Raw genomic sequence first — 26,728 nt, 5'->3', positions numbered from 1 at the left:
TTATTCCCCGCGAAATTATGCTGATAGCAGCTTCTGCATGGTTTTAGATTTTGGAGTATTGAACACACGTTCGGTTTCGCCATATTCGACGACTTTGCCGCGGTTTAATACCAAAATCTCATCACTCATGTGACGAACCAAACTCAAATGATGTGTGATAAGCACGTATGCAAGTCCCGTTGCTGCTTGTAGCTCTAGCAGCAGATTTACGGTTTGCGCGCGTACGGATGGGTCTAATGATGACAACGCTTCATCCAATACCAGCACTTTTGGGTCTAAAATAAGGGCCCGCGCTAAGGCAACCCGCTGTAACTGCCCGCCACTAAACATATGAGGATAATAGTCTATGTGTTCGCCAAGTAGCCCGACGCGGCTGAGCGTGATGCGGATTTTCTTATAGCGCTGCTCTTCAGTGAGTTCTGTATTGTATTGCAGACAATCATCAAGCATATCCCCAATGGTGAGACCCGGGTTGAGCGAGCGAGTTGGGTCTTGAAAGATAAGGCGAATAGTACGGCAGTCATGATTGCGAATACCTGCGTCTTCTACAATTTGGCCATTCAGTAATATTTGTCCTGAGTCTGCCATGTCGGCACCGGCAAGTACTTTGGCGAGCGTACTTTTACCAGAGCCAGTCTCGCCTATGATCGCGAGGGTTTGTCCGGGAGCAAGCGCAAACGACACATCTCTGAGTACCTGTAACGAGCGGCGTCTGAACAGTCCTTGACGAGAAGTGTAGGACTTGTTTAAAGACTGTACTTTTAAGACGGGTTGCATTTTTGCTTCACCTTAATTAACGGAAAGTGGCAAGCGTAACTATGACCATGCGAGCGACTTTGCCTTGGCGTGACGACACATTCTTTTTGCGCTTGAGGGCATCTAGGCCCCAAGCGGCATCCTATGGGTAAATGCTGTAATGGTGGAATCGTGCCTTTCAAGGCATAGAATGCTTCTTTATGGCCGAGCCCTTGACCAAAGTCAGGTAAACTCTTAACCAGCGCCTGGGTGTAGGGATGCAATGGCTGTTTAAAAATAGCCTGAGTAGGACCTGCTTCAACCATCTGTCCGCAGTAGAGCACATGCATTGCATGAGACCAGTCGGAGATCTCTTCCAGCTCATGCGAAATCATTAATATCGACATGTTCTTAAGCTGGTTTAATGCCTTGAGCAATCGAAATACTTGCGCGCGGGCGGTACTCTCAAGTGCGGTGGTTGGCTCATCGGCAATAAGTAATTTAGGGCTTCTGGCGATGGCCATCGCAATCATGATCTTTTGACACATCCCCTCAGAAAGTTCATGTGGGTAACTGCTGCAGATCTTTTTATCGTCTCGGATCCCAGCTTTGTGCAATAGCGCTCGGACCTTTTCTTTTCGTGCTTTTCTACGACCAAAAAAGCCACCTTTTAAGACGCTATCGGGAATAGATTCCGCGACTTGGTCGAAAATGGTAGCGGTTGGGTCAAGGCTTCGACTTGGCTCTTGGTAAATCATCGCAATATCTTGGCTGACGAGCTTTCTGCGCTTTTCTGAAGATAAACGCATAAGGTCAACGCCACGCCAGTGCATGCGGTCTGCGGTTACTGTCCAGCGCTGATTGAGTACCCCCACAATGGCTTTGGCGATTAGACTTTTACCAGAGCCAGACTCACCGACAAGCGCATGTACTTCGCCTTCTTTAAGGCTAAGGTTGACCTTATCAACCGCGCGAATAACACCGTCTTCGGTACGTAGTTCAATGGTGAGGTTCTTAATGTCTAGTAATTGCATTAATCTGCCTTACGTTGTTTCAGCGCTTCACGCAGTCCATCACCAACCAAGTTGGTAGACAGTACTGCCAAAAAGAGCAATACACCTGGGAGACCTACAGTCCAAGGCGCTAGATAAATTAAACTTAAGTTTTCTTGGAGAATTGCACCCCATTCGGTCGATGGAGGCTGCGCACCGAGCTTTAAGAAACCAAGTGCCGCAATATCCAAAATAGCAGTCGACAGCGCCATGGTGAAGATAACCACGATATGCTCGTAAATGTTAGGCAGTATGCCACGGACGAGCAGTTTCCAGCGTGTTGCACCATCAAGCTTAAAGGCGATGATATAGTCTTTACTCAGCTCAGTGACCACTAAGTTTCTAATCGAGTGGATGTATTGTGGCAATAGCGCGAAGATAATTGCCCACACTGTATTCATCAAACCTGGCCCCAATATAGCAATGATGATAATGGCCAGCAGTAACGAAGGAATGGCGAGCGTAATATCCAATAAGTGATTAAGAAAGCTGGATTTTAAGCCTCGACTGGCGCCAGCAAGCGTACCAAGTACGACGCCGAGCGCCGTGGTAACCAAGGCTGCAATGATAGATAAACCAAACGTGTAGGTTGCTCCATTCATTAAGCGCGATAAGATGTCTCGCCCTAAATCATCTGTACCGAGTATAAAGCGCACATCGCCATCGTCATGCCAAGAAGGTGGTAGCAACAGGGCATCAGCATGCTGCTGGTTAACACCATAGGGCGCGATCAGCGGCGCTGTTAAAGCCAACACCGTCAGAGCAACAAACAGCCATAAACCCACTAGCGCAACGTGGTTTGAGCGGAATTTACGCCATAACCTAAATAAAGGTGAGCGATTAGACTCTTCGGTAAATAGATTAAACTTTGCCATGAGCCTGATTCCTTGCGAGCGGATCGAGTATCGAGTGAATAAAATCAGACAACATGTTGGCAATGATAACAAAGAAAGACACCGCGAGCAGTCCCCCTTGGATGGCGGGGAAATCACGTTGATAGATGCTTTCAATTAACCATCGACCGATCCCAGGCCAAGAGAATATCACCTCAGTGATCATCGCAAGTGTGATGAGCGTGCTAAATTGGAGGCCAATTTGTTTTATCACTGGAAGCAGCGCATTTCTCAGCGCGTGGTGGATGATAAGCTGGCTGCGATTAAGGCCTTTTGCTCTAGCTGTTTTAATATAGTTCTGGTCGAGGACTTCGAGCATAGAGTCGCGAGTAAAGCGGATCAAAACTGTCGTTGGGTACATAGCTAGCACAACGGTTGGCAGCGCTAAATGATGAAGTGCATCCCAAAATGCGGCACCACCATAGGGAAAATCTTCAAGATAAATATCAATCAGAATAAAATGAGTAACGGGCTGTATTTCATAAAGTAAGCCAATTCTACCGGACATGGGGAAAAGCCCAAGGCCCAGACAAAATGCCATAATAAGCAGCAGGGCTAACCAAAAAACTGGAATGGAAAATCCCATCAAGCTTAATGAGTTAATGAGCTTATCTGGCCACTTTTTATGATAAGCGCTGGCTATTACTCCACTTGGTACACCAATCAAGACTGCAACCGTCAAAGCATATAAACACAGCTCAAGCGTTGCTGGAAATAGATGTTTCACATGAGAAAGCACGGGCTGCCCTGATGATAAAGATAAACCCCAGTCGCCTTCAAACATACGAGTCATAAACGCGCCATATTGCACAAAGATATTTTCTTCAATACGATATTTTTCAACTAGCGCCTGCGTTTGGGCATAACTTGAGTTGACTTCACCACTGAAGTTAGTGATCAACTCACCAGGAAACAGGTAATTGAGGGCGAAAGTAAATATCGTTAGGGTAAACAACATAAAGCAAAGCAAGCTCAGTCTTCGATAAGCATATTTTGCGAACATGTTAGTCTCTCCTTGCCTCAGCGAGCGAAATACCACCAAATGGACGTAATGAGACGCCCTTGATATCAGAGCTAGTTGCTTGGAACCTTAGCCCGTGCGCAATTGGGACGAGAGGCAGTTGCTCAATGACCATTTTTTGTGCTTGCTGATAATAGTATTTTCTTTCTTCCATATCGTTGGTGTCTAACGCTTGAGTGAGCAATAAGTCAAACTCCGGATTACACCAGTTGGAAGGGTTTTTGCCACTAAATGTCGCAGTGCAGCTCAATAATGGGCTGAAGAAATTGTCTGGATCAGGTGTATCTGCTGCCCAGCCTAATAACACGCTATCATGCTCATGGCGGCCAACGCGTTCAATAAAGGTATTCCATTCGTACTCGACGATTCTGGCATTGACGCCAATATCACGTAGATCACGTTGAATAAGCTCAGCCATTTTCCGCGCGTTAGGATTGTAAATTCGCGACACCGGCATGGCCCATAAGGTCATGGAAAAACCACCCTCAAGACCAGCCTGTTTCAAATACTCTTTGGCTTTTTCAGGGTCATATGTTGGCATTTTTTGCTGTGCTTCAAATGCCCATGAAGAAGGGGGAAGCATCGAGCGGGCTAAAATTCCATTGTTGTAAAATACCGCTTGCATGATTTTTTCAAAATCTATGCTGTGCGCCAGCGCTTTGCGGACCAACGGATTATCAAATGGTGGCTTTTCGGTGTTGAATGCCCAGTAGCCTATATTCAGATTTGCGGCCTTTTCAACTTCTATGTCTTTTCTTTGCTCAAGCACGGTGAGCTGGGTAGCACTGGGGTGCGCCGTAATATCACATTCTTTAGTTAGCATTTTTGCGATGCGGCTAGTGCCATTGGTGGTGATATCGTAGACCAATTGTTCCATGTATACCGGGTGTTTCCAGTAATGCTCATGGCGATAATATCGGATCAGGTTATCACGTAAAAATTCACGGTACTTATACGGACCTGTGCCTACGGGCTTTTGATCAAAATCTTGCTTATGTTCAAGCTGTATAAGCTGATCGGCATATTCTTTAGAAAGAATGACAGCGAAGTCTGTGGCGATATTGGATAAAAAGCTACTTTCCGCGTTGAACAGATCAAAGCGAACGGTATGTTCATCCACTTTTTTTACTTGGCGGATCAGTTGGTCGAGTCCAATACTTTGAAAATAAGGATAATTTGCATCACCAACAAAGTGGTACGGATTGTAAACATCAAATAAACGGTTAAATGAGAATACCACATCATCGGCATTCATTTTTCTTGTTGGTGTGAAGTAGAGGGTATCGTGAAATTGGACATCATCCCTCAGGGTAAAAGTGAAAGATTTACCGTCATCGCTGACCTGCCAAGACGTTGCCAACTCAGGTAAGAATTCGCCGCTTTCAGGATCAATACTGATCAAGGTGTCATAAAGCTGATTGGCAATAATATCAATCGTAGACCCTGTTGTGGTCACTTGTGGATTAAATGACACAGGGTTCGCTTCTGCACAATATACTAAGCCTTGTGACTTATCATTCACTTTATTTGGCGTCTGATCCGTACAGCCAAATAAAGCGGTACACAGCACACCAAAAAACAATTTACGCACCACTATGCCTCTTGTTTTTGGTTTTGGTCCAGTAGGTTGTATTTTTTCAAATAACCTCTAAGTTGATGATACGTCAAACCAAGGTTTTGTGCAGTTTTCTTTTGATTAAATTGACTAAATTCAAGTGCTTTTTGCAGCATTGTGATTTCATAGTCGTTGGAAAGCGATTTTAAATCACAAGGGAAGTCGAATTCGAGGGCAGGATCTGCCTGTTGTTCGTTACTCGGTTGCGCTGCAGGCAAAGGCTCAACTTTATGAGTGGCTGCAGTTGTTGGCTGGGCATTTGGCGCTTTGATCCGTTGACTCGGCCTAAATGGGCTGGCAAAGGGGTCAAACACAATATCATGAACCGGAATTTGGTCATTGCCATGACGATATAAACTACGCTCCACCACATTTTTGAGCTCTCGTACATTACCGGGCCACGGGTAATCAAGCAGTTTCTCGATGGCTTTGCGGGTAAAGCCGCTAAATAACTCCCATCCTAAATCCCGAGCCATATTTATTGCAAAATGTTCGGCCAATAATAAGATGTCTTCTTTTCTCGCTCTTAATGGCGGTAAGGTGATGACGTCAAATGCGAGGCGGTCCAATAAGTCGTGTCTGAACTCTCCAGCATCGGCAAGAGTGGGGAGGTCTTCATTGGTAGCGCATACCAGTCGAGTATCTACTTTTACGGTTTGCTTGCCGCCAACTCGCTCGAACTCACCGTATTCAATTACACGCAAGAGCTTTTCTTGCACCATCGCAGAGGTATTAGCTAACTCATCCAAAAACAGTGTGCCACTGTTAGCGCGTTCAAATCGACCTTCATGGCGCTTGCTTGCACCAGTAAAGGCACCGCTCTCGTGACCAAATAATTCACTCTCTAAAAGGTTTTCGTTTAGGGCTGCACAGTTTAGTTTGACGTATTCCTGATCCCACCGCTCTGAGAGATAATGCAAACGTGCCGCAATTAACTCTTTACCTGTGCCACGCTCGCCAATAATAAGCACGGGCTTTTCTAAAGGAGCGAGCTGTGAAACCTTGTCTAGCACAGCTAAAAAGCTGTCAGATTGGCCTAATAAATTATCCTGTTGGCGAAAACGGCTCATATTGCCTAACTCTTAGTGGTTTTTACTAATAACTAGTGTATTTTAAAAAAAGTGATAACTAAAGGCTTTTTAAAAATAAAATAACCTTATGATTTTATTGTGTTTTTAATTTTGTTAAAGTTGGCAAGCTATTTGATACATAGAAGTAAGCAATTTAGCTATTAACCAAAGAGGTAACCACTATGGGAATTTTTTCTCGTTTTGCAGACATAGTGAATTCTAATATCAATGCTATTTTGGATAAAGCCGAAGATCCAGAAAAAATGGTTCGCCTAATTATCCAAGAAATGGAAGATACACTAGTCGAAGTAAGATCGACCTCAGCAAAAACACTCGCTGAGAAAAAGGAGTTAACACGCCGTCTAGATCAGCTAAAAGCACAGGTAGATGATTGGCAAACCAAAGCAGAGCTTGCACTAAGTAAGGAACGTGAAGATTTAGCACGTGCTGCTTTACTTGAAAAGCAAAAGTCTGCGGAAGATGTTGCAGCCCTTGAAAAAGAGCTAGAGCATGTAGACACGCACATTGAAAAGCTGCAGCAAGAAGTCAGTACATTACAAGATAAACTGGCCGACGCAAAAGCGCGCCAAAAAGCGATTGTACTACGTCAGCGCTCAGCAGAATCTCGTTTAGAGGTGAAAAAGGCACTCGACAGCAGTAAAGTAGATGATGCCCTAAATCGCTTTGAGCGTTATGAGAGCAAAATCGATGGCCTAGAGTCGCAAATCGAATCTTACGATTTAGGTAAGAAATCTTTAGCGGATGAGATTGCTGATCTGCAAAAGAACGAAAAGATTGACGATGAGCTTGAACAGCTGAAAAAGAAAATGGCTGAAAAGTGAAAATAGTCGCACCTACTGTCAGGGTAGGTGCTAACCAACTACAATAATAACAGCCAGGTTGAAGGCAGGAGAAGATTATGTTTGACGCAGAAGTTTTAATGGCTCCGTTGATTATTTTTATGGTCATCGTGGCACCACTTTGGTTGATTTTGCACTACCGTAGCAAAAAGCAGGTAAGCCAAGGGTTAAGTGAACACGAGCATCGTCAGCTTATCGAATTAGCCAGCAAGGCAGAAAAAATGGCAGATCGTGTTGAAACGTTAGAAGCTTTACTTGACCAAGAGTCACCACAATGGAGACGCAAGTTATGAGTAGAGTAAAGCGAGAGCTATATCGTGACCCAAGTCGCGGCAAGATAGCTGGGGTATGCGCAGGTCTTAGCGATTACTTCAACATGGAGTTATGGCTTGTTAGGATCTTATTCATCACAGCCGTGCTATTATCAGGTGGTCCATTATTTATCGTCGTGTATGTGGCATGCTGGTTTATTTTAGATAAACGTGAAGTGACGCCAAACCGTTCACCTGATGCAAAAGATGAAGATAAAGTATCGGTGAAGTTTAAGGTGTGGCAAAAAGGCGAGCCGCCAAGACAGGCACTTTACGACCTAAAAGACAGATTATCACGACTTGATGGTCGCATTCAGAACATGGAACGCTACGTAACTTCCCCTGAATTTACGGTTAGCAGAGAAATTGACAAGCTATAAGGCGGTATTGGCCGCCTTGGCATTTTCTTGAGGGGCACTTTTCTACTTATGACTACGTCACGTTTTCGAACCCCATCTTCCCTAGATAAGTTAAAACAACAAGCCAAAAAAACGCTCCACCGCTCTTTTGATAAGCATATAAAGCTTGCCGTAACCGGGTTTAGTGGCAGCGGGAAAACCGCATTTATCACGGCTCTTATCAAGCACCTGACTACCCAAACGAGCACCGACAACTTACCGTTTTTAGATGTCGTGAGTGAAGGTCGTCTTGTTGCGTGTCGTCCTGAGCCGCAGAAGGCACTGGCGGTACCAACTTTTGACTATCAGCAAGCGATAACTTGTTTGTTGGAAGAGCCGCCAACATGGCCTGCGTCAACCAAACGTATCAACACCTTAACACTGGCGTTTAGGTATCATAGTGAACGCGGACTCAAACAGCACTTAGCGCAAACCCATACACTATACCTTGAACTATATGATTACCCAGGTGAATGGTTAATGGACTTGCCGCTACTTAAAATGACTTTTCCCGAGTGGTGTGAGCAGCAATTTGCATTATTAAATAAGCCTAAATACCAGCCATTTGCACAAACGTTTTTACAGCTCCTCAAGCAGTTTGATGGGACGGAAGCGGTGGATGAAAGTAAGCTGAAAATGCTTGCACAAAGTTACCATGCGCTTTTAGCGCAGTTGCAGCGGGACACTCGTTTATCTAACTTGCAACCTGGCAGAGCGTTGATCCCAGGTGACCTTGAGGGAGCGCCAATATTGCTGTTTTTCCCGGTACAAGTTCACCCAAACGACATTACCGAGCATTCACAATATCAACAGCTTGTGGAGCGTTTTGAAGCCTACAAAAAGCAAGTCGTCGCACCTTTTTACAAAGATTACTTTTGTCAGTTTGACCGCCAAGTCGTGTTAGTTGATCTATTGGGTAGTTTAAGTGATGGCTATGACACACTGAAGGAGCAAGAAGTTGCGTTAAAGCAGATCCTCGCCATGTTTTCTCATGGTAAAAGTGGCTTTTTGTCTCGTTTATTTAACCCAAAAATAGATAAGGTGCTATTTGCCGCCAACAAATGTGATGGCGTTTTGAACGAGCAGCAGACCAATTTGACCAGGTTGTTAAATGAAATGCTGGTGGACAGTGCCAATGAGCTGCGCTTCAACGGGGTAACCGTGGATACGATGTCTCTTTCTTCGGTGAGAAGTGTTGAGTCGAGGGCAGTGAAAGAGGGGACGCAACATGTGCAATGTATCTACGGCAAGCCAGTCGGCGAGCAGCAGTTTATTAATTATGTGCCACCAACCCCGCCTGATCACGTTCCAAAATCGCAGGCTTGGCCTCAAAATGGGTTTGAGTTTTTAGCGTTTGAGCCGCTACCTGCCAGGCAAGGAAACTTATCGCATATCAGGCTTGATCATGCTTTGCAGTTCTTAATTGGAGATAAATTAAGATGACAGATCAGACAAAATCTTACCAAGGCTCGGGTAGGCGCTTAAACATCGATACTGAACGCCAAGATGAGTCTCAACATTTGGGTGGTGAAGGCAAAGTTCTCGGCAACGAGCTGGTTGTGAGTGAAAGCCTTGATGCTGTGCCTGAACCCGAGTTACCGAAAATTGAACGTATTTACGAATCGCCTTGGCGATTTGGGTTTAAGCAGTGCTTTTTGCTTGCGCTATTAATACTTATCATTGTGGAAGCAGCACTGACCTTGATAGAGAGCTATGAGCAAAATATTCTGCTGTTTAGTCTATACACCACCGTGTTGTCTCTTGGGTTGCTTGCGCTATTTAAGTTCTTATTTTCGGAAGTCATCGCACTTAGCAAGCTTAAACAACATCAGCAAATTAAGCATGATGCCCAGCGCTTATTACAGAGTGACCAAATTGGCGAGGCGCGAGCTTGGCTTGCGCCACTATTAAAAGCGCATCCAGAGCAAAAGGTTGCCGCATTTGAAGAGGCATTACAGCCTCACCACACAGACAAAGAAGTCATCACTTTATATGAAAAAACCTTGCTCCGAGGCCAAGATGCTGAAGCTAAAAAGCTAATTCAGGCTCATGCAACAACATCGGCGCTCTTAGTTGCTTTAAGTTCACTTGCACTTGTGGATATGCTGGCGGTGCTTTGGCGCGGAGTCGTGCTGGTGGAAAAGATCAGCAAACATTATGGTATTCGATTAGCGTATCGTAGCCGCATCACCTTGTATAAAATGTTGTTGAAGCAAATGGTATTTGTTGGCGCAAGTGAACTGGTAAGCGACCTTGCTGCGACCAGTGTGGGGGCTGAATTACTTGGCAAGCTTTCTACCCGTTCGGCACAGGGCCTAAGTGCTGGGATATTCACAGCCCGCTTGGGCTATAAGGCGATGGAACTTTGTCGACCATTGCCACGCTTGGAGCACAAACAAAGTCTTTTAAAAAATGCGATTAGCTCAGTCGTTGATGTGCTATTAAGGCGTAGCAAAAAAGATTAAGCGGCAACAATTTTATACACCTCTTTAAGTAAAATTGGCTAGTCACAATAAGTGAACTAGCCGTCTCCCCATCTGGCATGCTTGTCTATTATTCTAAACTGCCCTACATATTGGTTATTACACAAAAACGACGCTAATCAATTCACTACCATGTTTATTTGGTTGGCAATAATAAAATCAGCAGGCAAGTATGAAAAAATTAAGAGATGACAGTCAGTGTATTCACGGACCCAATCATTTTGACGACCCACATGGGGCGTTAACCGCTCCTTTGTATCAAACCTCAACATTCCACTTTAAAGACGCAGCGCAAGGAGCCGCACGGTTTGCCGGTGAAGAGCCCGGCTATATCTATACTCGCTTAGGCAACCCTACGACGCGAGAGCTAGAAGAAAAAGTAGCTCGACTCGAGGGAATGGAAGATGCTGCGGCGACCGCCACTGGTATGGGGGCTGTGTCTGCATCGGTGCTGAGCTTTTTGCAGCAAGGCGACCATATGATTGCATCAAGCGCATTATATGGCTGTAGCTTCGCACTATTTGCGCATATGTTGCCTAAATTCGGTATTGAGGTGTCATTTGTAGACTTAACCGATGAGCACGCGTTACGTGATGCGGTACAGGAAAATACAAAACTATTGTTTGCCGAAACGCCGATCAACCCCAACATGACGGTATTAGATCTGAAAATGTTAGGAGAGATCGCTAAACAGTACGAGCTCTTGTTTGTCGTTGACAATACCTTTATGACACCGCTTTTACAAAAGCCTGTGAATTATGGTGCTGATCTTATTGTGCACAGCGCAACCAAGTATCTAAATGGTCATGGGGATGTGGTAGCAGGGCTCGTGTGCGGTTCAAAAGAGCACATAGAACTTATCAAATTAACCGTGTTAAAAGACATTGGCGCTACAATCAGTCCGCATGATGCTTGGTTAATCAATCGAGGGTTGAAAACCTTAGCTTTGCGTGTACAACGCCACTGTCAAAGCGCACAAACGGTAGCAGAGTTCCTAGAAGCGCACCCTAAAGTGAATAAAGTCTACTACCCTGGTTTACCTTCGCATCCTGGTTACCAATTTCTTGGTGAACAAATGAAAGGGGCTGGTGGGGTAATTGCTTTTGAAATCAACGGCTCACTAGAGCAGGGTGAACAATTTATCAATGCGACTGAGCTGTGTACGTTAGCGGTAAGTCTAGGTGATCCGGAAACGCTCATTCAACATCCGGCATCAATGACACACTCTCCTTATACACAAGAGGAAAGGTTAGCTGCGGGAATTTCTGATGGACTAATTCGGATTTCAGTGGGGCTTGAAGACGTAGAAGACATTATTGACGATCTTAAGCAGGCGTTTGATAAAATATAGCTGTAAGTTAATTTTTACAAAGGGGCTGGGTTTAGCCCCTTTTTATTATGTGTGTAATTTTAATTTTACAGGTGTGTATTTTATAGTTTACGAAAATGCTTGTTGTGCGAAATGTGATAAACGTGCGCACTATTAAACTTTCCTTCACTTTTACTTAGTATCAAAGTCACAAGTTGAAGCGCTCCGAACCATCAACAGGACGGCAATTGAAATTGCAAGATCATAAACTCGGGGTGAAGTAAGTGAGAATGTAAAATGGCTAAAGCAAGTAAATATGTATCTAAGCAGCCAGATGAAAATGGCGTTATTGCTTGGACAGATGAAGAGAACCAAATTTGGTCAGAGTTAGTTGCACGTCAGCTAGCGTGTATCGAAGGCAAAGCCTGTGATGAATATTTGGCGGGCCTTGAGAAAATTAACTTACCAAAAGACCGCATTCCACAACTAAGTGAATTAAACGAAGCATTAGCGAAAGAAACGGGTTGGCAGGTAGCACCAGTGCCGGCACTGATTGATTTTGATGAGTTCTTTCGATTACTTGCCAACAAACAGTTTCCTGTAGCGACCTTTATTCGCTCCAGAGAAGAATTTGATTACTTGCAAGAACCAGATATCTTCCATGAGATTTTTGGCCACTGTGCAATGCTAACAAACCCAGCATTCGCTGAGTTTACACACAAGTATGGTCAGCTAGGCTATGCCGCTGAGAAGAAAGATCGCGTATACCTTGCACGCTTATACTGGTTTACCGTCGAGTTCGGTTTAATGCAAACTGAGCAAGGTCTACGTATCTATGGTGGCGGTGTGCTGTCAAGCCCAGGTGAGACTCAATATGTTTACTCTGACAAACCAGAAATTAATCCGCTTAAAGTGTTAGATGTGTTACGTACACCTTATCGCATCGACATTATGCAACCTGTTTACTATACAATTAACTCAATCAACGACTTATTTGAGATCTCTAAAATGGATATCATGTCGCAGGTTGAACAAGCAAAAGAGCTAGGGTTATTTGAACCTAAGTTTCCGCCAAAAGAAAAACTAGCAAGTTAAGGAATTATCAATGTCTGATTTAAGTGCACAAAAATGTGAAGCGTGTCGTGCGGATGCGCCTAAAGTATCAGATGAAGAACTAGCGGTTCTGATCAAACAGATCCCTGATTGGGTACCTGAAGTACGCGATGGTATTATGCAGCTTGAGCGTGTTTACAAGTTTAAAAACTTTAAACAAGCAATTGCGTTCACAAACAAGGTGGGCGATATGGCTGAAGAAGAAGGCCATCACCCAGGTTTACTTACCGAATGGGGTAAAGTGACGGTAACGTGGTGGAGCCACTCTATCAAAGGTCTTCATAAAAACGATTTTATTTGTGCCGCTAAAACTGACGAAGTATTCGCAGCACAGTAGGTCGACATTTATGTCGACAAATATCGACAACCCCATGTCATATTTCGACCTACAAAATAAAAACGGCGCTAAACAAGCGCCGTTTTTATTCATCATTTAGGATAAAAGCCAAGAAAACGTTCGTCTTTTCATTTTCCAAGCAAATACAACTAGCGTTAGCAGACATAGATTAATCTATTTTTATCCCACCTTCAGGCTACGTAAACGTAGGGCTAATTATGCCATTAGTCCACAAGATAGCGGTTGCAGCAAGAATGATGACTAACAGCACTAGGCCACAAGTCACAACCGAGCTGGCATAAATAAAACCGCGCTCTTCAGGAATATGCATCAGAATAGGCACGCCCGTATAAAGCAGATAAACGGAGTACGCCAGTGCAACCATCCCAACCGATACGACAAACCAAAGCTCAGGATAAAATGCCGCAAAAGCCGACATAAACATTGGCGTTGCCGTGTAAGCCGATAACTCTAGAGTTTGTGTATAGGTCGGTGTTGAGCCAAAAGTGATGGCCATCCAGTGGGCGAGATACGCCAGAATAAAGACGCCTGCAATTAATGCGCAGTACATTGCAACACCAATTAATATTGCCGACTCATGAGTTAAATAGACAGCATCCCCAGTACCAACACTCCAGCCTAAGTAGACCGAAGAATAATACCCCATAATGCTTGGGATCAGCGCAACAAGTGCGATATGTGACAAACTGTAAAACATACTTTCGTGACGGTTATCGATTGTTTGCCACTCTTCGTGCGGGTGAGCATATAAGCCCCATAGATGATTAAAGATCATAGTTAGCCCCTCAAATATAGGTTTGTACTATTTTTGTACAATTCAATTAAGTTATGAGAGATGAGTTAATTTTTGTCAAGAAAATGTAGTTGAATAGCAATATTACTATTTTCAGAATGATCTAAAACTTCTTGGGGAATAGCCTTGTGGTGCACCTTGCAGCGAGAAGTTATGATAAAATGGCGCAAACACATTAGTCTTTTGTTGTTATGTTAGAAAAGTACACAGATTTACTTGCGCCTATTAACCAATTTTTAGGCTGTGAAACCCCGCAAGCTTGGATTGAAAAAGCAAAACAAAGCGAGCACTTACCATTGTTGCTTATCGATCATATGCATTGTGAGTTAAAAGCGGCACAAAGTGCGGCCTTCTTAATTCGCAAATATGCAATAGATGATGCGTCTGCAAAAACATTGTTAAGTTGGTTGCAACCCTACGAAGATTTTATTTATCGCAGTGTTGGTGATGGCGAGTTTTCAGGCAGTAAAAATGAATTGATTGGTGAGTTAACTGCACGACCTGAATATGCTTACAATCAAGATATCTTGAGTAAGATGGTGAGGCTTATCAAAGAAGAGCTACATCACTTTGAACAGGTGCTAGAAATCATAAGGGCACGTGATATTCCTGTTGAGTACGTACAAGCATCTCGCTATGCGTCTGGAATGATCAAACATATTCGCACCTATGAACCCGCAGCTCTGGTTGATAAACTGATCATTGGTGCCTACATTGAGGCTCGTTCATGTGAGCGTTTCGCTAAACTTGCGCCACACTTAGATCAAGAAATTGCTAAGTTTTATGTGTCGCTATTGCGCTCAGAAGCCAGACATTACCAAGACTATATTGATTTGGCGCATCAAGTAGCCAACGCAACCGATCCTAAGCGCTGTGATGTAGCTGGGCGCATTAAACTATTTCAACAAGTAGAAAACGAGCTTATCAGCTCACCGGACCTTGATTTCAAGTTCCACTCAGGTGCGCCTATTTAAGCACTAAATTTATTCAAAAGGGTGGCAAAGGAGCTGCTGTTTGCCACAGTCATCAACGACGATATATGAGCTTTGTGAATACCAATCGCCAAGCACAGTGCGTACCTTACCGCCTTGGTATGTGTGCACCTTTGGTCTGTGGGTGTGGCCGTGGATCATATTGTCTACGCCATGTTTTGCGAACATTTCAGCCACTGCTTCTTCGGTGACATCTAGAATCTCGAGGGGCTTGCCTTTTTGGTTTTCAATACTCTTACGTCTTGCATTTGCAGCGACTCTGCGACGATACCAAAGTGGCATAGCAAGCATCAGCCTTGGCCACCACCAGCCGCGGCTCTTCCTGCGAAACTTTTGATAGGCTTCGTCTTGTGTACACATCTGGTCGCCGTGCAAAATCACCGTTGGTGTGCCGTATAGATCTATCACCGCTTGTTCAGGTAGCAAAGTCATTTGGCATTCGTCAGCAAAGGCCTGTTTGATTAAAAAATCACGGTTACCGTGAATAAAAAATACTTGAATGCCGAGGTGACTCAAGCTTCGCAGTTTTTGTGCAATACTCAGGGCGTAGGGGTCTTTTTCATCGTCTCCAATCCACACTTCAAAAAAATCACCCAGAATATATAAAGCGTCGACATCGGCGGTCATATGATGGTCGAGAAAAGCGAAAAATGCGTCGGTGATATCAGTGCGGTGCTCGGTTAAATGCAAGTCGGCGATAAAATAGGTTTTACCCATGGGACCTCAAAACTAATAAGGCCAGCATAAATACTGGCCTTGAATAAAAAGTAGGATATTACTCAGCAACGTATGCTTTTTCGATGATCACATCTTCAAGCGGTACGTCTTGGTGGAAACCAGAAGAACCAGTAGCAACACCTTTAATCTTATTTACTACGTCCATGCCTTCAACAACTTCACCGAATACACAGTAACCCCAACCTTGCGATGTTTCGCTAGAGAAGTTAAGGAAGTCATTGTCGTTAACATTGATAAAAAATTGTGCAGTTGCAGAGTGTGGATCTGGCGTACGTGCCATTGCTAGGGTACCCACTTTGTTTGCAACACCGTTGTTAGCTTCGTTTTTGATCGGTGCTTCAACTGGTTTTTGTTCCATACCCGATGCGAATCCGCCACCTTGAACCATAAAACCGTCGATTACACGGTGGAAAATAGTACCGTTATAAAACTCGCTGTTTACGTAGTTTAGGAAGTTAGCTACCGTTTCAGGCGCTTTGTCAGCGAAAAGATTAATACGGATTTCGCCGTGATTTGTTTCTAAAACAACCATGTTAGTGTCCATCGTGTTGAATGATAAAACCCTATTTTATATCAACTGGGCTTTTGTGAAAAAGCATTCCTTAAAAATCAGCGTAAAAAATCAAAAAACTGCCGTAATTTGTTATTAAAATCTAGAGGCGCTGCTATGCAGGTGGTATGATTAAAAGCACTTTTGTTAAAAAATGAACCGTACTTAGGAAGAAAACTACATGTTGCAGATTTTCAACACACTCACTCGCCAAAAAGCCCCTTTTAAACCGCTCAAAGAAGGCAAGGTTGATATGTACGTGTGTGGTATCACTATCTATGATTTCTGTCATGTAGGACACGCACGCACTTACGTTTCATTTGACGTAATGAACCGTTATTTACGTTATTTAGGTTATGACGTCACGTATGTGCGTAATATTACTGACGTGGATGACAAAATCATTAAACGCGCCGCGGAAAACAAAGAGTCGATTAATGATCTAACCGTTCGCATGACCAAAGCCATGCATGAAGACTTTACTGCGTTGAATATGCTACCTGCGGATATTGAGCCGACGGTAACAGGGCATATGGATGAAATCATCGAGATGATCGCGCGCTTGATTGAAAAAGGCCATGCTTACGTTGCGAAGGATGGGGATGTATTGTTTGATGTCTCAACGTTTGAGCAATATGGTCAGTTATCTCAGCAGGATTTAGAAATGCTACAAGCGGGCGCACGCGTTGAGGTAGCACAAGATAAAGATGATCCACTCGACTTTGTATTGTGGAAAAAAGCCAAAACGGGTGAGCCTGCGTGGCAATCTCCGTGGGGCGAAGGTCGTCCGGGTTGGCACATTGAATGTAGCGCAATGAGTTCAAAGCATTTGGGTGAATTTTTTGATATTCACGGTGGGGGTTCAGATTTGCAATTCCCGCACCATGAAAACGAGATTGCCCAATCTTGCTGCGCAAATAATGGCCGTTATGTGAACACCTGGATCCACACCGGCATGGTACAAGTTAACAAAGAGAAAATGTCTAAGTCTCTTGGCAATTTCTTTACCGTACGTGAAGTGCTAAAAGCTTTTGATAGAGAAACAGTACGCTATTTCTTGATCAATGGTCATTATCGTAGCCAGCTAAACTATTCACAAGAAAACCTTGAACAAGCACGTTCGTCGCTTGAGCGTATTTACACTGCGCTACGTGGCGTTGAGCTGGTGGAAGTCGAGCTTAAAGGTAATGTTTACGCTGAACGTTTTGAGACAGCAATGAACGACGACTTTAACACGCCAGAAGCACTGCCAGTGATTTTTGAATTATCAAAAGAAGTGAATCGCTTAAAAGAGAGTGACGCAGAAGCTGCAGGTGAGCATGCATTTATTCTTGTGAAACTCGCGGAAGTCTTAGGTATTGCGCAGCAAGACCCTGAATCTTTCTTACAAGGTGAACAAGACGACGACGAAGTAGCGCAAATCGAAGCATTGATTGAAAAGCGCCGCAGCGCTCGCGAAAATAAAGATTGGGCTGCAGCGGATGAAGCGCGTGATGCGCTAACTGCCTTAGGCGTTGTGTTAGAAGATAGCGCGGGCAAAACAACTTGGCGTAAAGCTTAACCTTCTTGGTACCAACACGATACGCAAATAAAAATGCCTTCACATCAATCGGTGTGAAGGCATTTTTATTTATAACACTACTATTATTTTTAAGGCGTTAATGTCGCCTTAAACTCAGGTGCTTTGCGTGCATTAGTCAACTGTTCGAAAGCATAGGCAAGCTTGATTAATTTCGCTTCGCTATAAGCCTCAGCGAAGAAAGAAATACCCAGCGGTAGCTCGTGATGAAAACCCATCGGTACTGTAATGCTTGGATATCCTGCAATCGCCGCGGGAGATGACGACGAGGCTGAGAAGTTATCACCGTTAATGATATCGATACTCCAAGCTGGGGTATTCGTTGGTGCGATAAATGCGTCAAGGCGATGTTCTTGTATTATTTTATCAATGCCTTGTTGGCGGGCAAATTTTTTAACCAAAGCTTGGGCTTCTTGATATCGGTGTTCTGTGATATCGCCTTTCTTTGCTGCTTCCTCTATCAAATATTGATCAAAGTACTTAATGGTGGAGGGATGTTGCTGGTTGAATTGGATGAGCTGGTTTAGGTTTTTTACTTTTACCTGCTCTGGTGTCGTGGCAAGGTAAGCATTGAGATCATGTTTAAAGTCATAGAGCAAAATATCCAATTCGGCGGAGCCTAAAGCTTCCAGCTCAGGTAAGTCTAACCCTTCAATTATTTCTGCGCCATTTGCTTTCATGGTTGCAACGGCTTTTGCAAATACCGCTTGAACTGCAGGTGGAAACTGACCTACATGACTGGTGATAGCAATTCGTTTGCCTTTGAAACTGGCGGCGTTTAAGCCTTGGGTAAAATCAATAGGCTGTTTTGCATTGGTAACGATAGCATTGAGTAATAAGGCGGCGCCCATCACCGATTTTGCCATAGGGCCTGCGCTATCTTGGCTATGACTAATAGGAACAATGCCTTCACCAGAAACCAAACCGACAGTCGGTTTAATACCTACAACGCCATTATGTGCTGAAGGACAAACAATAGAGCCGTCAGTTTCCGTGCCAATGGCGAGCAGTGCAAGACCTGCGGAGACGGCAACGGCAGAGCCTGAACTTGAGCCACATGGGGTTCTATCTAACACATACGGGTTTTTGGTTTGACCACCGAGCGTGCTGTAGCCGCTCGAGCTGAAACTTGATTTAAAGTTTGCCCATTCACTTAAATTGGCTTTGCCAAGGATGATAGCGCCGGCTTGTTCTAACTGGATGATAAGCGGTGCAGCTTGGGTTTTGACGTTGTGTTGCAGGGCGAGCGCGCCTGCGGTTGTTGCCATTGGCGCCCTGGTGTCGATATTATCTTTAACAATAACTGGCAGGCCATGAAGTGGCCCTCGATATTTTCCCGCGAGTATTTCGGCATCAAGCTTTTTAGCGTCTTGTAAAGCGTTGGGATTGAGCGTGATCACGGCATTGAGCATAGGGCCACTGTCGTCAAGTTGTGAAATCCTTTTTAAATAAAACTCAGTGAGTTGCGTTGCTGATAAAGTTCGATTTTGTATTTTGGTTTGTGCTTCGAGCGTGGTAAGGTCCGCAAGCGATTGACTATGAGCCGGCAACGCAAGCGCGAGACAAGTGGTTAAAGCGAGTAGGGACTTTTTCATGACGTATTTTACCAATCCGCAGTAGTATTTTTGTTATTTGTTTGTCCTTTATTTAGTCACGAGCCCTGTAAAAGGTCAAGCGAGTAGCTTGAACAAAGCATGATTTAGGCGTCTTTAAAACTTGTATTTTTGCTGCTCGCCACACACACTTAACTTCACGAGATAACAAAAAATATAACCATGATAAAAGCACCAATAGATATAGACGTAGATATTCCGTGGCTTGACCAAAAGCTATTTTCATTAGGTAAATTTTCATTAGAGGTGGGAGAAGCACTCTCATTTATCGCGGTGATCGTTGCGACTTTGGTGATCTCCAAGATCCTACGACTAGCATTTAATCGTCTTGCGTCAAGACAAGGGGTGATCCAGCATACCTCAGCCTATGTGATAGGCAGGATCATTCACTACATCGTGTTATTTATTGGTCTTATTATTGCGCTGACGGCGTTAGGAATAGAGATCACTGAATTAGCGCTTGTTGCCAGTGCGCTCGGCGTTGGGATTGGCTTAGGCCTACAAGGTCTGGTGAATAACTTTGTCTCAGGTCTGGTGTTACTGCTAGAGAAAACCGTCAAAGTCGGGGACTTTGTGGAGCTGACCAACGGGGTGGTGGGGGAAGTGATAGCCATTCACATGCGCTCAACTTGGATCCGTACAAATGACAACGTCGACCTGCTTATTCCTAACTCGGAAATGGTGTCAAATACAATTACCAATTGGACAATGTCGGACAAATATCGTCGTTTCCGTATTCCTTTTTCGGTGGCCTACGGCAGCGACAAAGAGAAGGTGAAGCGTGCCGCATTGGAAGCGGCCAAAAATGTCCAATATACCTTGAATACGCCGGGGCGAGAAGCAACGGTATGGATGACAGGGTTTGGTGATAGTAGCTTGAATTTCACGCTAGGAGTTTGGGTGCAACCTGAGCAGGTAAAGCGGCCAACTGCGCTGGTTTCTGATTACCTCTGGGCTATTGATGATGCCTTTCGCAAATATCAAATCGAGATCCCGTTTCCACAGCGCGATCTTCATTTACGCAGTGGCTTTTCTATGGAAAAGCCTGATGAAAACTGAGTGTAGAATAACGGCTAGCACCCTAGCCGTTCGTGAGTTTACTCACTGAATGACTTTAACCACTCGTTGCGGGAATGGAATTTCGATTTCCGCATTTTTAATCGCGGCAAACACCGCTTTATTCACTTCTAATTTAGTTTCGATAAGTGAAGTTGTAGGCACCCAGTAGCGGTAGCTCAATATCACCGCACTGTCGGCAAATTCCTCAATCCCCACCTGAGGCTTAGGGTCTTGACTGACCTTCGCATTATCAGCGAGTACCTGATTGATAAGTGTTAATGCACCTTGATAATCAGCATCATAAGCTATCCCTATTTCACCTTTAACCAGAGAGTTTGCAAATGAGTTATGGAGAATTTCTCCCACCACATGTTTATTCGGGATAGTGATCTCTACTTTGTCTTCGTTGATGAGCGTGGTATGTCCAAGCTCAATCATTTTAACTTGGCCGTTAACCCCTTTGATGCTGATGGTATCGCCAATCACAAATGGGCGGGTAGCAATGATGGCAAGCCCTGCGCCATAGTTTGCCAGCATACCTTGCAGCGCAAGACCAGCACCTAGGGACGCGGCACCGATGGCGGCAACAAACGGTGTGATACTTATGCCAACCTTGCCAAGAGAAATAATCACAAACATGGCAATGATAAGCACTTTGATCACATTGCCAATAAAGTTGGTTAAAGCAGGATCGATATTGTGTTTTAGCATCAAGTTTTCAGTCGCTTTAGACAGCTTTCTTGATAACCACAAACCGAGAAGGAAGATGAATATCGCAGCGAGCAATTGGAAACTGTAAGTCACCAGATACTCTCGAATAATGTTGTAATAGTGTTCTATTTGCTCGATTTCTTGATTGATCAAAGTCGTATCCCGAGTTATTAAATTAGAGTAGCCAACCAATGATAAAACAAAGGCACCCAAAGTGCAGTTATCATGGCGGTAATTGTCATCGCCGCTGAAGCAAAAGCGCCAGCCATGGGGTGATGCTCTATCGCTGCGGCTGTGCCTATCGCATGGCAAGCAACACCAAGCGCAGTGCCTTTCGCTTGCATATGGTCAACTTTACACCAGTGCAAGATATGTAGTCCAAACACGCCACCAAATACACCAATTAGTATCACCATAATCGCTGCAATAGCGGGGATCCCTCCGAGATAATCACTAATGAGTAAGGTGATTGGTGTTGTAACCGACAGGGCCGCCATTGAAGCTGAGAGCTGCGGATCGGCTGCAAAAAACTGGCAGATAAGAAAAGCGCTTAACGTAGACAGTGAAACACCCAACCAACTGGTTAAGCACAATGCAAAAAATACCGGTTTAATTTGGTGAAATTGTTTATACAAAGGGTAAGCGAGTGCAACGACAGCTGGCTCTAACAAGTAATGAATTGGTAGCGTTGCTTGTTGATATACCTTGTAGTCGAATTTCGTGAACAGTAGAAATGCCGAAATGGCCAAAATGCAGATCAGCACAGGGTTCAATATCGGTAAGGAGATGCGCTGATATAGTTTGCGAGCACTAAAAAATAATAGCACAGTGAGCGCTGACGCCATAATCATATTAATCACGAAACTTGATGCTCTTAACGATAGGGCTTAACAATACAAGACTTATTGTTGGTACACCAACTAGCAATAACAGTAGCATAAGCCATTGGGATTGAAACAAACTGAGATGCTCTACCAAGCCCACTCCCGCTGGAATAAAAAACAGCGCCATGTATTTTAAGATGGGCTCTGCTGCGGGGGCTAACCATTCTACTTTAATGATTTTTGTGGCAAGGAGTATGACAAGAAACACCATGCCAAGTAGGGCGGCTGGGATCTGTAAAGCACTAAGCTGAATTATCCACTTAGCGCTGAAGAGGCACGCTAAAATGATGGCAAAGCCTAGTGCAAATTGTAATATCAACTTCGCTCTGTGTACCATTAAATGTAAATCCTTAGCGCTGTAATGGCTCTAGTATGTATGATGGCTCATTGTACGCTTTCGTATTGCGATGACCATTATACTTTGGGCAAACAGGCATTCAATCTAGCCTCACCACTTCATGCGAGGCAAAAATGGCTTTTTATTATCATCTGCTACAGAGGCATTCTTCATTGCAATTTTGGTATTTTTAGCGGCGAGCAATTTAATTTGTGACCACGTTTCTAACCACAATAGTTTACGTGCGGGCTGGTTGTAGGCTCGATTATACACTTTCTTAATTGCTGCAATGGCATCTGGCGAGCGTGCGGTAAATTGAGAGAGTAACTCTGAGAGTCTAGCGTCAACATCATCACAGATCTCGGTAATGAGACCGTCCTTTAGTGCTTGCTGGGCGTCTATTCGCTGTGCATGGACTGTCATTAGCAATGCCTTATCCTTGTTCATTGTGGCAGGCAAAAGTAAGCTGCCGCCCATGTCAGGGCAAAGTCCCCATTTGGCTTCCATAATGGCAAACTGCGCACTGCTGTCGGCTAAACGAATATCTGCACCTAATGCAATATGACAGCCTCCGCCTAAACAATTGCCTGTGATCTTGGCGATGACAGGAACAGGCAAAGTTTGCCAGCCGAGTACGACTCTTTGTACTAAGTTAGCATTGCCAGGTAACCACTTTTTAAGTAGCTTGATGATCCCAGAAGGTTTATTCAGCACGCTTTTTACATCTAGGCCAGCACAAAAATGTGCGCCTTCACCTTGGAGAACGACAGCCCTAATTGATTTGCTTTTTCTAATTTTCTTTATTGCATTATCTAAACCAACAAACATTTCAACAGACAGCGCGTTTTGTTTTTCTGGTCGAGATAAGGTCACAAATGCGATGTTGTTCGCTTCGGAAAATAAAATCATGATGAGATGCTCCCTGCGGGTTTTGTGCGATAGTTTTAGAGTAATAACTCAAAAGCGACGTAACATTCAACTTTTACCGATAATTTGTTCGTCATTTAGCGTTATTTTCTGTTTGATTATCGCGACTATGTATTTATGTTTTACCTCATTTTGCTATCATTGCGCCAACTTTAAAACAACAGGCTAGCGTCCATGACAGCGAGACTTTGTAGCATCGAAGAAGCCACTCACCAAGCATATGATATCTTCCTTGAGTTGGCCCCGGATAATCTTGAAGAACACGATATTAATATGTTCAACGAACATCGTGAAGAGCGTGGCTTCATTGAAGAAAGTGAGCCGGACGAGAGTTGGTCGAGCATCACTGCGTATGAACAAGAAGCAGAACCAGAGCATTTCGTACAGGTTTTGGTTGGTATCGAGTTTGATGACTCGGATCAGGTGTACGCAAAAATCTTGATTAGCAGAGATTTAGATGCACCGTTTTGTCATATCATATGGAAGCAATAACCGGAAAGTAGTTGCCAGTGCCGTTTTTTAGAACTTTCGCCTTATTTGCAATTGGCTTGGTTTCGCTACCAAGCTTAGCTACGGATCCATTCGAAGATTTTCACGAATATGGCAAAATGCCCGATGACGAAATTCATCAAAAACACAAGGGCGAAATGCTGTACGGCGACGTTGAATTTGGCTTTATCGTTAACAAAGGTAATACGCAAAACACGTCATTTAAGTTTAAAAGTAACCTTTACCAAGATTTCCCCAAGTGGCGTAATCAATTTAAATTTAATGGCCTTTATCGCCGCGAGCAAAATACAGAAACAGACGTCGAAGATGTCTCAGCGTCGCGCTATTTTGGCTCTGCGCAAGGTAACTACAAGCTAGGAGACGATAACGCTTCGTTCTTTATGTACGGTGACTATGAGCGTGACAGGTTTAACGGCAAGGAATATACCACGACATTTGCGCTCGGTTATGGCAATCGTGTGTACGAGGGACGAAAGAATACTGTAGATATCGACGTTGGTCCCGGTATGTCCATTTCTCGTGTGGATAACGAAATCGAGCTTGAACCGGAAGAAGATAGAACCGAGCAAGGCCAGCTTTTGCGTATGGCATTGCAGTGGGAAAGAAACGTTTCAAAGCGTACCCGCTTTAATCAAGACGTCAGTTTTGAGCAATCGCTGTCAGGTTTAAACTCCCGATTGTTTGCTGAGTCTGCGCTAGTCACACAAGTGATTGGCGGGATTGCGCTGAAGTTTGCGTTTATTTACCGTTATAATTCGCAGCCAGAAAATGAAAAAGAAAAGGTAGACACCGAACTTGGTGCTACATTAGTTTACAGCTTTGATTAAGAAGACTATCGATGTATAAAAATACACAGTTTGCATGGGTTATATGGCTGTTTCTAGCCTTTATCGCCAGTTTTACCATATTGGCAATTTTCCTAGCTGGTAGCAATCTCGCCTTTGTTGGCTTTTTGGTGATCCTCGCGCTTGTTGCGTTTATTTTTTACGGCTTAACCATTCAAGTGAACCAAGAGCAACAAACGTTAAGCTGGTGGTTTGGACCGTCGGTGGCCAAAATGACCTTAAAGTTTGACGATATTGATTATGTTCAGCCTGTGACTAATTCTCTACGCCATGGTATTGGCATGCGGATCAGCACAGACGGTTGGGTATACACAGTTGCCGGATTCAAGGCACTCGAAGTGGTGATGAAGGACGGCACTAAATATCGCTTGGGTACAAATGACCAAGCTAACTTGGTTACGGCAATGGAAAGTAAACTTAAACAAGAAAAAAGCGCTGAATGATCAGCGCTTTTTATTAGTAACTCGACTAATCTTAGTGGTCGTGACCACAACCGCCCTCGCCATGAACATGGCCGTGGGCAACTTCTTCTGCTGTTGCTTCACGTACTTCAAGCACTTCAACGTCAAAATTTAGTGTGATCCCAGAAAGCGGGTGGTTCGCGTCAACAATGACTTCTTCATCTTCGATACCAATGATCACAACGATTTGGTCGCCTTCGTCGGTGGTAGCTCTAAATTGCATACCCACTTCGATTTCCATGCCTTCAAACATTGACTTAGGAACAGCTTGAGTCAATTCGTCAAAGCGCTCACCATAACCTTCTTGTGGCTCTATGGTCACACTGAAAGTGTCACCAGCTTGTTTGCCTTGTAGGGCATCATCAAGACCTGGGATCAGATAACCTGAGCCAAGCATCGCTATCACAGGCTCATCATCAAATGTGCTATCAATCGTGTTGTTGTCTTTGTCTTGAACTGAGTAGTGGATTGTCACTACCGAGTTAGGGCCAATAATCATATAAGATCCCGTTAGTTGTCTTCTAAAGAATAAGGTAGAGGTTGAATAGTAAGACTCACCTCTGGTGAATTTTTTGCTCTTAGCACTGCGTCTTGTGGTGTGTCATTTGGCATCACAGCCAGCGCATAATAACGGCCGCTGCTTGCATCGAAGGTTTGTTGAATAACCTTGCCACCACGACGCCAGTTGTCTTCAATCTGCAGTTCAATGTCTGCCTCTTCGATGCGCTCTGCTGCATTGCCTGTCACTATGTACATGGCACGTTTGTTTTTACCAAGATAGCGCATACGAGCTACGGTTTCTTGACCAGTATAGCAACCTTTCTTAAAGCTGATCCCGTTAAGGGCCTGAAGGTTAACCATTTGTGGTACAAATTCGTCCACGTGATCTGCATCAAGGCTTGGCTCACCTGCTAAAATGCTGGCCGCAATAAACGGTGCTGGATTGCTTTGTTGTTCCACGTCCGCGGGTAAACTTGCGCCTTCGAACGCGATGAAAACAAAGCGCTCGTCTGCGAGTTTTAGCAGCTTGCCGTTGGCAACATCTACAGCGCTTGCGTCAGACGAAAGCTCAACGCCAAAGGCAGTAGCAAGCGCTTTACTGTCCTGAGTCATTAAGCCAAAGACTTCGCAGTCAGCAAAATCAATGTCAACTTTGGCAAAAACGCCGTACTTTTTTAGCTCACGAAGTGATGCTTCAGCTTCGGCTACACCTGCAAGCATTAAGTAGTCGTCTTGATAGCGGGTTAAGCGCGCCACAGACCAAAGCTTGCCTTTAGGGCTACAATGCCCAGACCACATAAAATTATCTTCTTTGATAAGGTTAATGTCTTGAGTAACCTGACCGTGCAAATAGCTAAGTTTATCTTGTCCTGAAATGCGAATAACCTTGAACGGAAGCGCATAAGCACGAGCAATTGACATAATGTTGATCCCTATTAAAGTGTTTTCGTAATGTTACCGTAAAATCATAAGTGGAGATAGGGACGGACGATTTCAATGTGCCATTTCTA

At 44.2% G+C, this 26,728-nt stretch carries 30 protein-coding genes; 14 read left to right on the top strand and 16 right to left on the bottom strand.

The window, feature by feature from the left end; translation table 11 throughout:
- Positions 1-15: 15 nt before the first annotated feature.
- From QSH61_RS12210 to pspF, 6 genes are read right to left on the bottom strand one after another with little or no spacing between them, the layout of a single operon-like run.
- The gene (locus QSH61_RS12210; RefSeq protein ID WP_128726417.1) at positions 16-777 is read right to left on the bottom strand and encodes an ATP-binding cassette domain-containing protein; all 762 of its coding nucleotides are present in this window, start codon (positions 775-777) and stop codon (positions 16-18) included.
- On the bottom strand, positions 762-1,769 hold the full coding sequence (locus QSH61_RS12205; protein ID WP_010606731.1) for a peptide ABC transporter ATP-binding protein: 1,008 nt from the start codon (positions 1,767-1,769) through the stop codon (positions 762-764). Before QSH61_RS12205 ends, QSH61_RS12210 begins: the two co-directional genes overlap by 16 nt.
- Positions 1,769-2,662 carry an ABC transporter permease subunit gene (locus QSH61_RS12200; protein ID WP_010371175.1) on the bottom strand — a complete coding sequence of 298 codons (894 nt, stop codon included), beginning with the start codon at positions 2,660-2,662 and terminating at the stop codon, positions 1,769-1,771. The genes QSH61_RS12205 and QSH61_RS12200 overlap by 1 nt, the downstream gene beginning before the upstream one ends.
- Positions 2,649-3,683: an ABC transporter permease gene (locus QSH61_RS12195; RefSeq protein WP_010606732.1), complete on the bottom strand. Its 1,035-nt coding sequence runs from the start codon at positions 3,681-3,683 to the stop codon at positions 2,649-2,651. Before QSH61_RS12195 ends, QSH61_RS12200 begins: the two co-directional genes overlap by 14 nt.
- Position 3,684: 1 nt before the next feature.
- On the bottom strand, positions 3,685-5,292 hold the full coding sequence (locus QSH61_RS12190; protein WP_413782965.1) for an ABC transporter substrate-binding protein: 1,608 nt from the start codon (positions 5,290-5,292) through the stop codon (positions 3,685-3,687).
- Between the two features lie 2 nt (positions 5,293-5,294).
- On the bottom strand, positions 5,295-6,386 hold the full coding sequence (gene pspF / locus QSH61_RS12185; protein WP_174170018.1) for a phage shock protein operon transcriptional activator: 1,092 nt from the start codon (positions 6,384-6,386) through the stop codon (positions 5,295-5,297).
- Positions 6,387-6,568: 182 nt separating this feature from the next.
- Here pspF and pspA point away from each other — a divergent pair, with 182 nt between their 5' ends.
- The 8 genes from pspA to QSH61_RS12145 all read left to right on the top strand — a co-directional run bounded on the left by pspA (position 6,569) and on the right by QSH61_RS12145 (position 13,197).
- Positions 6,569-7,228 carry a phage shock protein PspA gene (pspA, locus tag QSH61_RS12180; protein WP_010371188.1) on the top strand — a complete coding sequence of 220 codons (660 nt, stop codon included), beginning with the start codon at positions 6,569-6,571 and terminating at the stop codon, positions 7,226-7,228.
- A 77-nt stretch (positions 7,229-7,305) separates the two neighbouring features.
- Entirely contained in the window at positions 7,306-7,539 is a 234-nt protein-coding gene (pspB, locus tag QSH61_RS12175; RefSeq protein WP_010371190.1) for an envelope stress response membrane protein PspB, read from the top strand.
- A complete protein-coding gene (gene pspC, locus QSH61_RS12170) occupies positions 7,536-7,937 on the top strand; it encodes an envelope stress response membrane protein PspC (RefSeq protein ID WP_010606736.1) in 402 nt (133 codons plus the stop codon). The genes pspB and pspC overlap by 4 nt, the downstream gene beginning before the upstream one ends.
- A 48-nt stretch (positions 7,938-7,985) precedes the next feature.
- Positions 7,986-9,398, top strand: coding sequence for a YcjX family GTP-binding protein (locus QSH61_RS12165; RefSeq protein WP_174170019.1), 1,413 nt, complete (start codon positions 7,986-7,988; stop codon positions 9,396-9,398).
- Positions 9,395-10,420, top strand: a complete 1,026-nt coding sequence (locus tag QSH61_RS12160) for a TIGR01620 family protein (protein ID WP_206471053.1) — start codon at positions 9,395-9,397, stop codon at positions 10,418-10,420. Before QSH61_RS12165 ends, QSH61_RS12160 begins: the two co-directional genes overlap by 4 nt.
- A 190-nt stretch (positions 10,421-10,610) precedes the next feature.
- Positions 10,611-11,789: a trans-sulfuration enzyme family protein gene (locus QSH61_RS12155; protein WP_206471052.1), complete on the top strand. Its 1,179-nt coding sequence runs from the start codon at positions 10,611-10,613 to the stop codon at positions 11,787-11,789.
- A gap of 255 nt (positions 11,790-12,044) precedes the next feature.
- A complete protein-coding gene (gene phhA, locus QSH61_RS12150; protein ID WP_010371198.1) occupies positions 12,045-12,842 on the top strand; it encodes a phenylalanine 4-monooxygenase in 798 nt (265 codons plus the stop codon).
- 10 nt (positions 12,843-12,852) lie between these two features.
- Positions 12,853-13,197 (top strand): 4a-hydroxytetrahydrobiopterin dehydratase, encoded by a 345-nt coding sequence (locus tag QSH61_RS12145; protein WP_010606741.1) that lies wholly within the window; start codon positions 12,853-12,855, stop codon positions 13,195-13,197.
- 196 nt (positions 13,198-13,393) lie between these two features.
- Here QSH61_RS12145 and QSH61_RS12140 read toward each other — a convergent pair whose 3' ends face one another.
- Positions 13,394-13,993 carry a Yip1 family protein gene (locus QSH61_RS12140; RefSeq protein WP_010606742.1) on the bottom strand — a complete coding sequence of 200 codons (600 nt, stop codon included), beginning with the start codon at positions 13,991-13,993 and terminating at the stop codon, positions 13,394-13,396.
- A 209-nt stretch (positions 13,994-14,202) separates the two neighbouring features.
- Between QSH61_RS12140 and miaE the strand changes: the two genes are divergently transcribed.
- Positions 14,203-14,985: a tRNA isopentenyl-2-thiomethyl-A-37 hydroxylase MiaE gene (gene miaE, locus QSH61_RS12135; protein WP_206471051.1), complete on the top strand. Its 783-nt coding sequence runs from the start codon at positions 14,203-14,205 to the stop codon at positions 14,983-14,985.
- A gap of 9 nt (positions 14,986-14,994) precedes the next feature.
- On the opposite strand, the gene QSH61_RS12130 is transcribed toward miaE, so the two are convergent.
- Together QSH61_RS12130 and QSH61_RS12125 are read right to left on the bottom strand one after the other, a co-directional pair.
- Complete coding sequence (locus QSH61_RS12130; RefSeq protein ID WP_206471050.1) at positions 14,995-15,720, bottom strand: UDP-2,3-diacylglucosamine diphosphatase; 726 nt, start codon at positions 15,718-15,720, stop codon at positions 14,995-14,997.
- Positions 15,721-15,778: 58 nt separating this feature from the next.
- Positions 15,779-16,273, bottom strand: coding sequence for a peptidylprolyl isomerase (locus tag QSH61_RS12125; protein WP_010371206.1), 495 nt, complete (start codon positions 16,271-16,273; stop codon positions 15,779-15,781).
- A 199-nt stretch (positions 16,274-16,472) separates the two neighbouring features.
- Between QSH61_RS12125 and cysS the strand changes: the two genes are divergently transcribed.
- Entirely contained in the window at positions 16,473-17,852 is a 1,380-nt protein-coding gene (cysS, locus tag QSH61_RS12120) for a cysteine--tRNA ligase (protein ID WP_206471049.1), read from the top strand.
- An 89-nt stretch (positions 17,853-17,941) separates the two neighbouring features.
- Here the strand turns inward: cysS and QSH61_RS12115 are convergent, their stop codons facing one another.
- Positions 17,942-19,465, bottom strand: coding sequence for an amidase (locus QSH61_RS12115; protein WP_206471048.1), 1,524 nt, complete (start codon positions 19,463-19,465; stop codon positions 17,942-17,944).
- A 180-nt stretch (positions 19,466-19,645) separates the two neighbouring features.
- On the opposite strand from QSH61_RS12115, the gene QSH61_RS12110 reads away from it, so the two are divergent.
- The gene (locus QSH61_RS12110; RefSeq protein WP_069018601.1) at positions 19,646-20,542 is read left to right on the top strand and encodes a mechanosensitive ion channel family protein; all 897 of its coding nucleotides are present in this window, start codon (positions 19,646-19,648) and stop codon (positions 20,540-20,542) included.
- Positions 20,543-20,584: 42 nt separating this feature from the next.
- Here QSH61_RS12110 and QSH61_RS12105 read toward each other — a convergent pair whose 3' ends face one another.
- The 4 genes from QSH61_RS12105 to QSH61_RS12090 all read right to left on the bottom strand — a co-directional run bounded on the left by QSH61_RS12105 (position 20,585) and on the right by QSH61_RS12090 (position 23,383).
- On the bottom strand, positions 20,585-21,406 hold the full coding sequence (locus tag QSH61_RS12105; protein WP_206471047.1) for a mechanosensitive ion channel family protein: 822 nt from the start codon (positions 21,404-21,406) through the stop codon (positions 20,585-20,587).
- 17 nt (positions 21,407-21,423) lie between these two features.
- Entirely contained in the window at positions 21,424-22,104 is a 681-nt protein-coding gene (locus tag QSH61_RS12100) for an LrgB family protein (protein ID WP_211200811.1), read from the bottom strand.
- Position 22,105: 1 nt separating this feature from the next.
- On the bottom strand, positions 22,106-22,474 hold the full coding sequence (locus QSH61_RS12095; protein ID WP_174170025.1) for a CidA/LrgA family protein: 369 nt from the start codon (positions 22,472-22,474) through the stop codon (positions 22,106-22,108).
- 111 nt (positions 22,475-22,585) lie between these two features.
- Positions 22,586-23,383, bottom strand: coding sequence for a crotonase/enoyl-CoA hydratase family protein (locus QSH61_RS12090; protein ID WP_174170026.1), 798 nt, complete (start codon positions 23,381-23,383; stop codon positions 22,586-22,588).
- A 192-nt stretch (positions 23,384-23,575) separates the two neighbouring features.
- On the opposite strand from QSH61_RS12090, the gene QSH61_RS12085 reads away from it, so the two are divergent.
- Genes QSH61_RS12085 through QSH61_RS12075 form a run of 3 tightly spaced genes read left to right on the top strand, consistent with a single transcriptional unit; the run spans position 23,576 to position 25,199 of the window.
- On the top strand, positions 23,576-23,893 hold the full coding sequence (locus QSH61_RS12085; RefSeq protein ID WP_102057123.1) for a DUF440 family protein: 318 nt from the start codon (positions 23,576-23,578) through the stop codon (positions 23,891-23,893).
- A 17-nt stretch (positions 23,894-23,910) separates the two neighbouring features.
- Positions 23,911-24,738 carry a DUF481 domain-containing protein gene (locus QSH61_RS12080; RefSeq protein WP_174170027.1) on the top strand — a complete coding sequence of 276 codons (828 nt, stop codon included), beginning with the start codon at positions 23,911-23,913 and terminating at the stop codon, positions 24,736-24,738.
- A gap of 11 nt (positions 24,739-24,749) precedes the next feature.
- Complete coding sequence (locus QSH61_RS12075; RefSeq protein WP_010606754.1) at positions 24,750-25,199, top strand: hypothetical protein; 450 nt, start codon at positions 24,750-24,752, stop codon at positions 25,197-25,199.
- A 31-nt stretch (positions 25,200-25,230) separates the two neighbouring features.
- Here the strand turns inward: QSH61_RS12075 and QSH61_RS12070 are convergent, their stop codons facing one another.
- A complete protein-coding gene (locus QSH61_RS12070) occupies positions 25,231-25,716 on the bottom strand; it encodes an FKBP-type peptidyl-prolyl cis-trans isomerase (RefSeq protein WP_010606755.1) in 486 nt (161 codons plus the stop codon).
- A gap of 11 nt (positions 25,717-25,727) precedes the next feature.
- The gene (ygfZ, locus tag QSH61_RS12065) at positions 25,728-26,639 is read right to left on the bottom strand and encodes a tRNA-modifying protein YgfZ (protein WP_206471046.1); all 912 of its coding nucleotides are present in this window, start codon (positions 26,637-26,639) and stop codon (positions 25,728-25,730) included.
- Positions 26,640-26,728 lie beyond the last annotated feature (89 nt).

It is taken from the genome of Pseudoalteromonas sp. JC3 (genome assembly GCF_030291895.1).
In the GTDB taxonomy this organism is placed as follows: domain Bacteria; phylum Pseudomonadota; class Gammaproteobacteria; order Enterobacterales; family Alteromonadaceae; genus Pseudoalteromonas.
Note: the sequence above shows the minus strand (reverse complement) of the source record. Positions and strands in the feature narration are given on the sequence as shown.

Excerpts from the sequence above, each read along its gene's own strand:
- QSH61_RS12210 (WP_128726417.1), bottom strand. The coding sequence starts at position 777 with ATGCAACCCGTCTTAAAAGTACAGTCTTTAAACAAGTCCTACACTTCT.
- QSH61_RS12205 (WP_010606731.1), bottom strand. The coding sequence starts at position 1,769 with ATGCAATTACTAGACATTAAGAACCTCACCATTGAACTACGTACCGAA.
- QSH61_RS12200 (WP_010371175.1), bottom strand. The coding sequence starts at position 2,662 with ATGGCAAAGTTTAATCTATTTACCGAAGAGTCTAATCGCTCACCTTTA.
- QSH61_RS12195 (WP_010606732.1), bottom strand. The coding sequence starts at position 3,683 with ATGTTCGCAAAATATGCTTATCGAAGACTGAGCTTGCTTTGCTTTATG.
- pspF (WP_174170018.1), bottom strand. The coding sequence starts at position 6,386 with ATGAGCCGTTTTCGCCAACAGGATAATTTATTAGGCCAATCTGACAGC.
- pspA (WP_010371188.1), top strand. The coding sequence starts at position 6,569 with ATGGGAATTTTTTCTCGTTTTGCAGACATAGTGAATTCTAATATCAAT.
- pspB (WP_010371190.1), top strand. The coding sequence starts at position 7,306 with ATGTTTGACGCAGAAGTTTTAATGGCTCCGTTGATTATTTTTATGGTC.
- pspC (WP_010606736.1), top strand. The coding sequence starts at position 7,536 with ATGAGTAGAGTAAAGCGAGAGCTATATCGTGACCCAAGTCGCGGCAAG.
- QSH61_RS12165 (WP_174170019.1), top strand. The coding sequence starts at position 7,986 with ATGACTACGTCACGTTTTCGAACCCCATCTTCCCTAGATAAGTTAAAA.
- QSH61_RS12160 (WP_206471053.1), top strand. The coding sequence starts at position 9,395 with ATGACAGATCAGACAAAATCTTACCAAGGCTCGGGTAGGCGCTTAAAC.
- QSH61_RS12155 (WP_206471052.1), top strand. The coding sequence starts at position 10,611 with ATGAAAAAATTAAGAGATGACAGTCAGTGTATTCACGGACCCAATCAT.
- phhA (WP_010371198.1), top strand. The coding sequence starts at position 12,045 with ATGGCTAAAGCAAGTAAATATGTATCTAAGCAGCCAGATGAAAATGGC.
- QSH61_RS12145 (WP_010606741.1), top strand. The coding sequence starts at position 12,853 with ATGTCTGATTTAAGTGCACAAAAATGTGAAGCGTGTCGTGCGGATGCG.
- QSH61_RS12140 (WP_010606742.1), bottom strand. The coding sequence starts at position 13,993 with ATGATCTTTAATCATCTATGGGGCTTATATGCTCACCCGCACGAAGAG.
- miaE (WP_206471051.1), top strand. The coding sequence starts at position 14,203 with ATGTTAGAAAAGTACACAGATTTACTTGCGCCTATTAACCAATTTTTA.
- QSH61_RS12130 (WP_206471050.1), bottom strand. The coding sequence starts at position 15,720 with ATGGGTAAAACCTATTTTATCGCCGACTTGCATTTAACCGAGCACCGC.
- QSH61_RS12125 (WP_010371206.1), bottom strand. The coding sequence starts at position 16,273 with ATGGTTGTTTTAGAAACAAATCACGGCGAAATCCGTATTAATCTTTTC.
- cysS (WP_206471049.1), top strand. The coding sequence starts at position 16,473 with ATGTTGCAGATTTTCAACACACTCACTCGCCAAAAAGCCCCTTTTAAA.
- QSH61_RS12115 (WP_206471048.1), bottom strand. The coding sequence starts at position 19,465 with ATGAAAAAGTCCCTACTCGCTTTAACCACTTGTCTCGCGCTTGCGTTG.
- QSH61_RS12110 (WP_069018601.1), top strand. The coding sequence starts at position 19,646 with ATGATAAAAGCACCAATAGATATAGACGTAGATATTCCGTGGCTTGAC.
- QSH61_RS12100 (WP_211200811.1), bottom strand. The coding sequence starts at position 22,104 with ATGATTATGGCGTCAGCGCTCACTGTGCTATTATTTTTTAGTGCTCGC.
- QSH61_RS12095 (WP_174170025.1), bottom strand. The coding sequence starts at position 22,474 with ATGGTACACAGAGCGAAGTTGATATTACAATTTGCACTAGGCTTTGCC.
- QSH61_RS12090 (WP_174170026.1), bottom strand. The coding sequence starts at position 23,383 with ATGATTTTATTTTCCGAAGCGAACAACATCGCATTTGTGACCTTATCT.
- QSH61_RS12085 (WP_102057123.1), top strand. The coding sequence starts at position 23,576 with ATGACAGCGAGACTTTGTAGCATCGAAGAAGCCACTCACCAAGCATAT.
- QSH61_RS12075 (WP_010606754.1), top strand. The coding sequence starts at position 24,750 with ATGTATAAAAATACACAGTTTGCATGGGTTATATGGCTGTTTCTAGCC.
- QSH61_RS12070 (WP_010606755.1), bottom strand. The coding sequence starts at position 25,716 with ATGATTATTGGCCCTAACTCGGTAGTGACAATCCACTACTCAGTTCAA.
- ygfZ (WP_206471046.1), bottom strand. The coding sequence starts at position 26,639 with ATGTCAATTGCTCGTGCTTATGCGCTTCCGTTCAAGGTTATTCGCATT.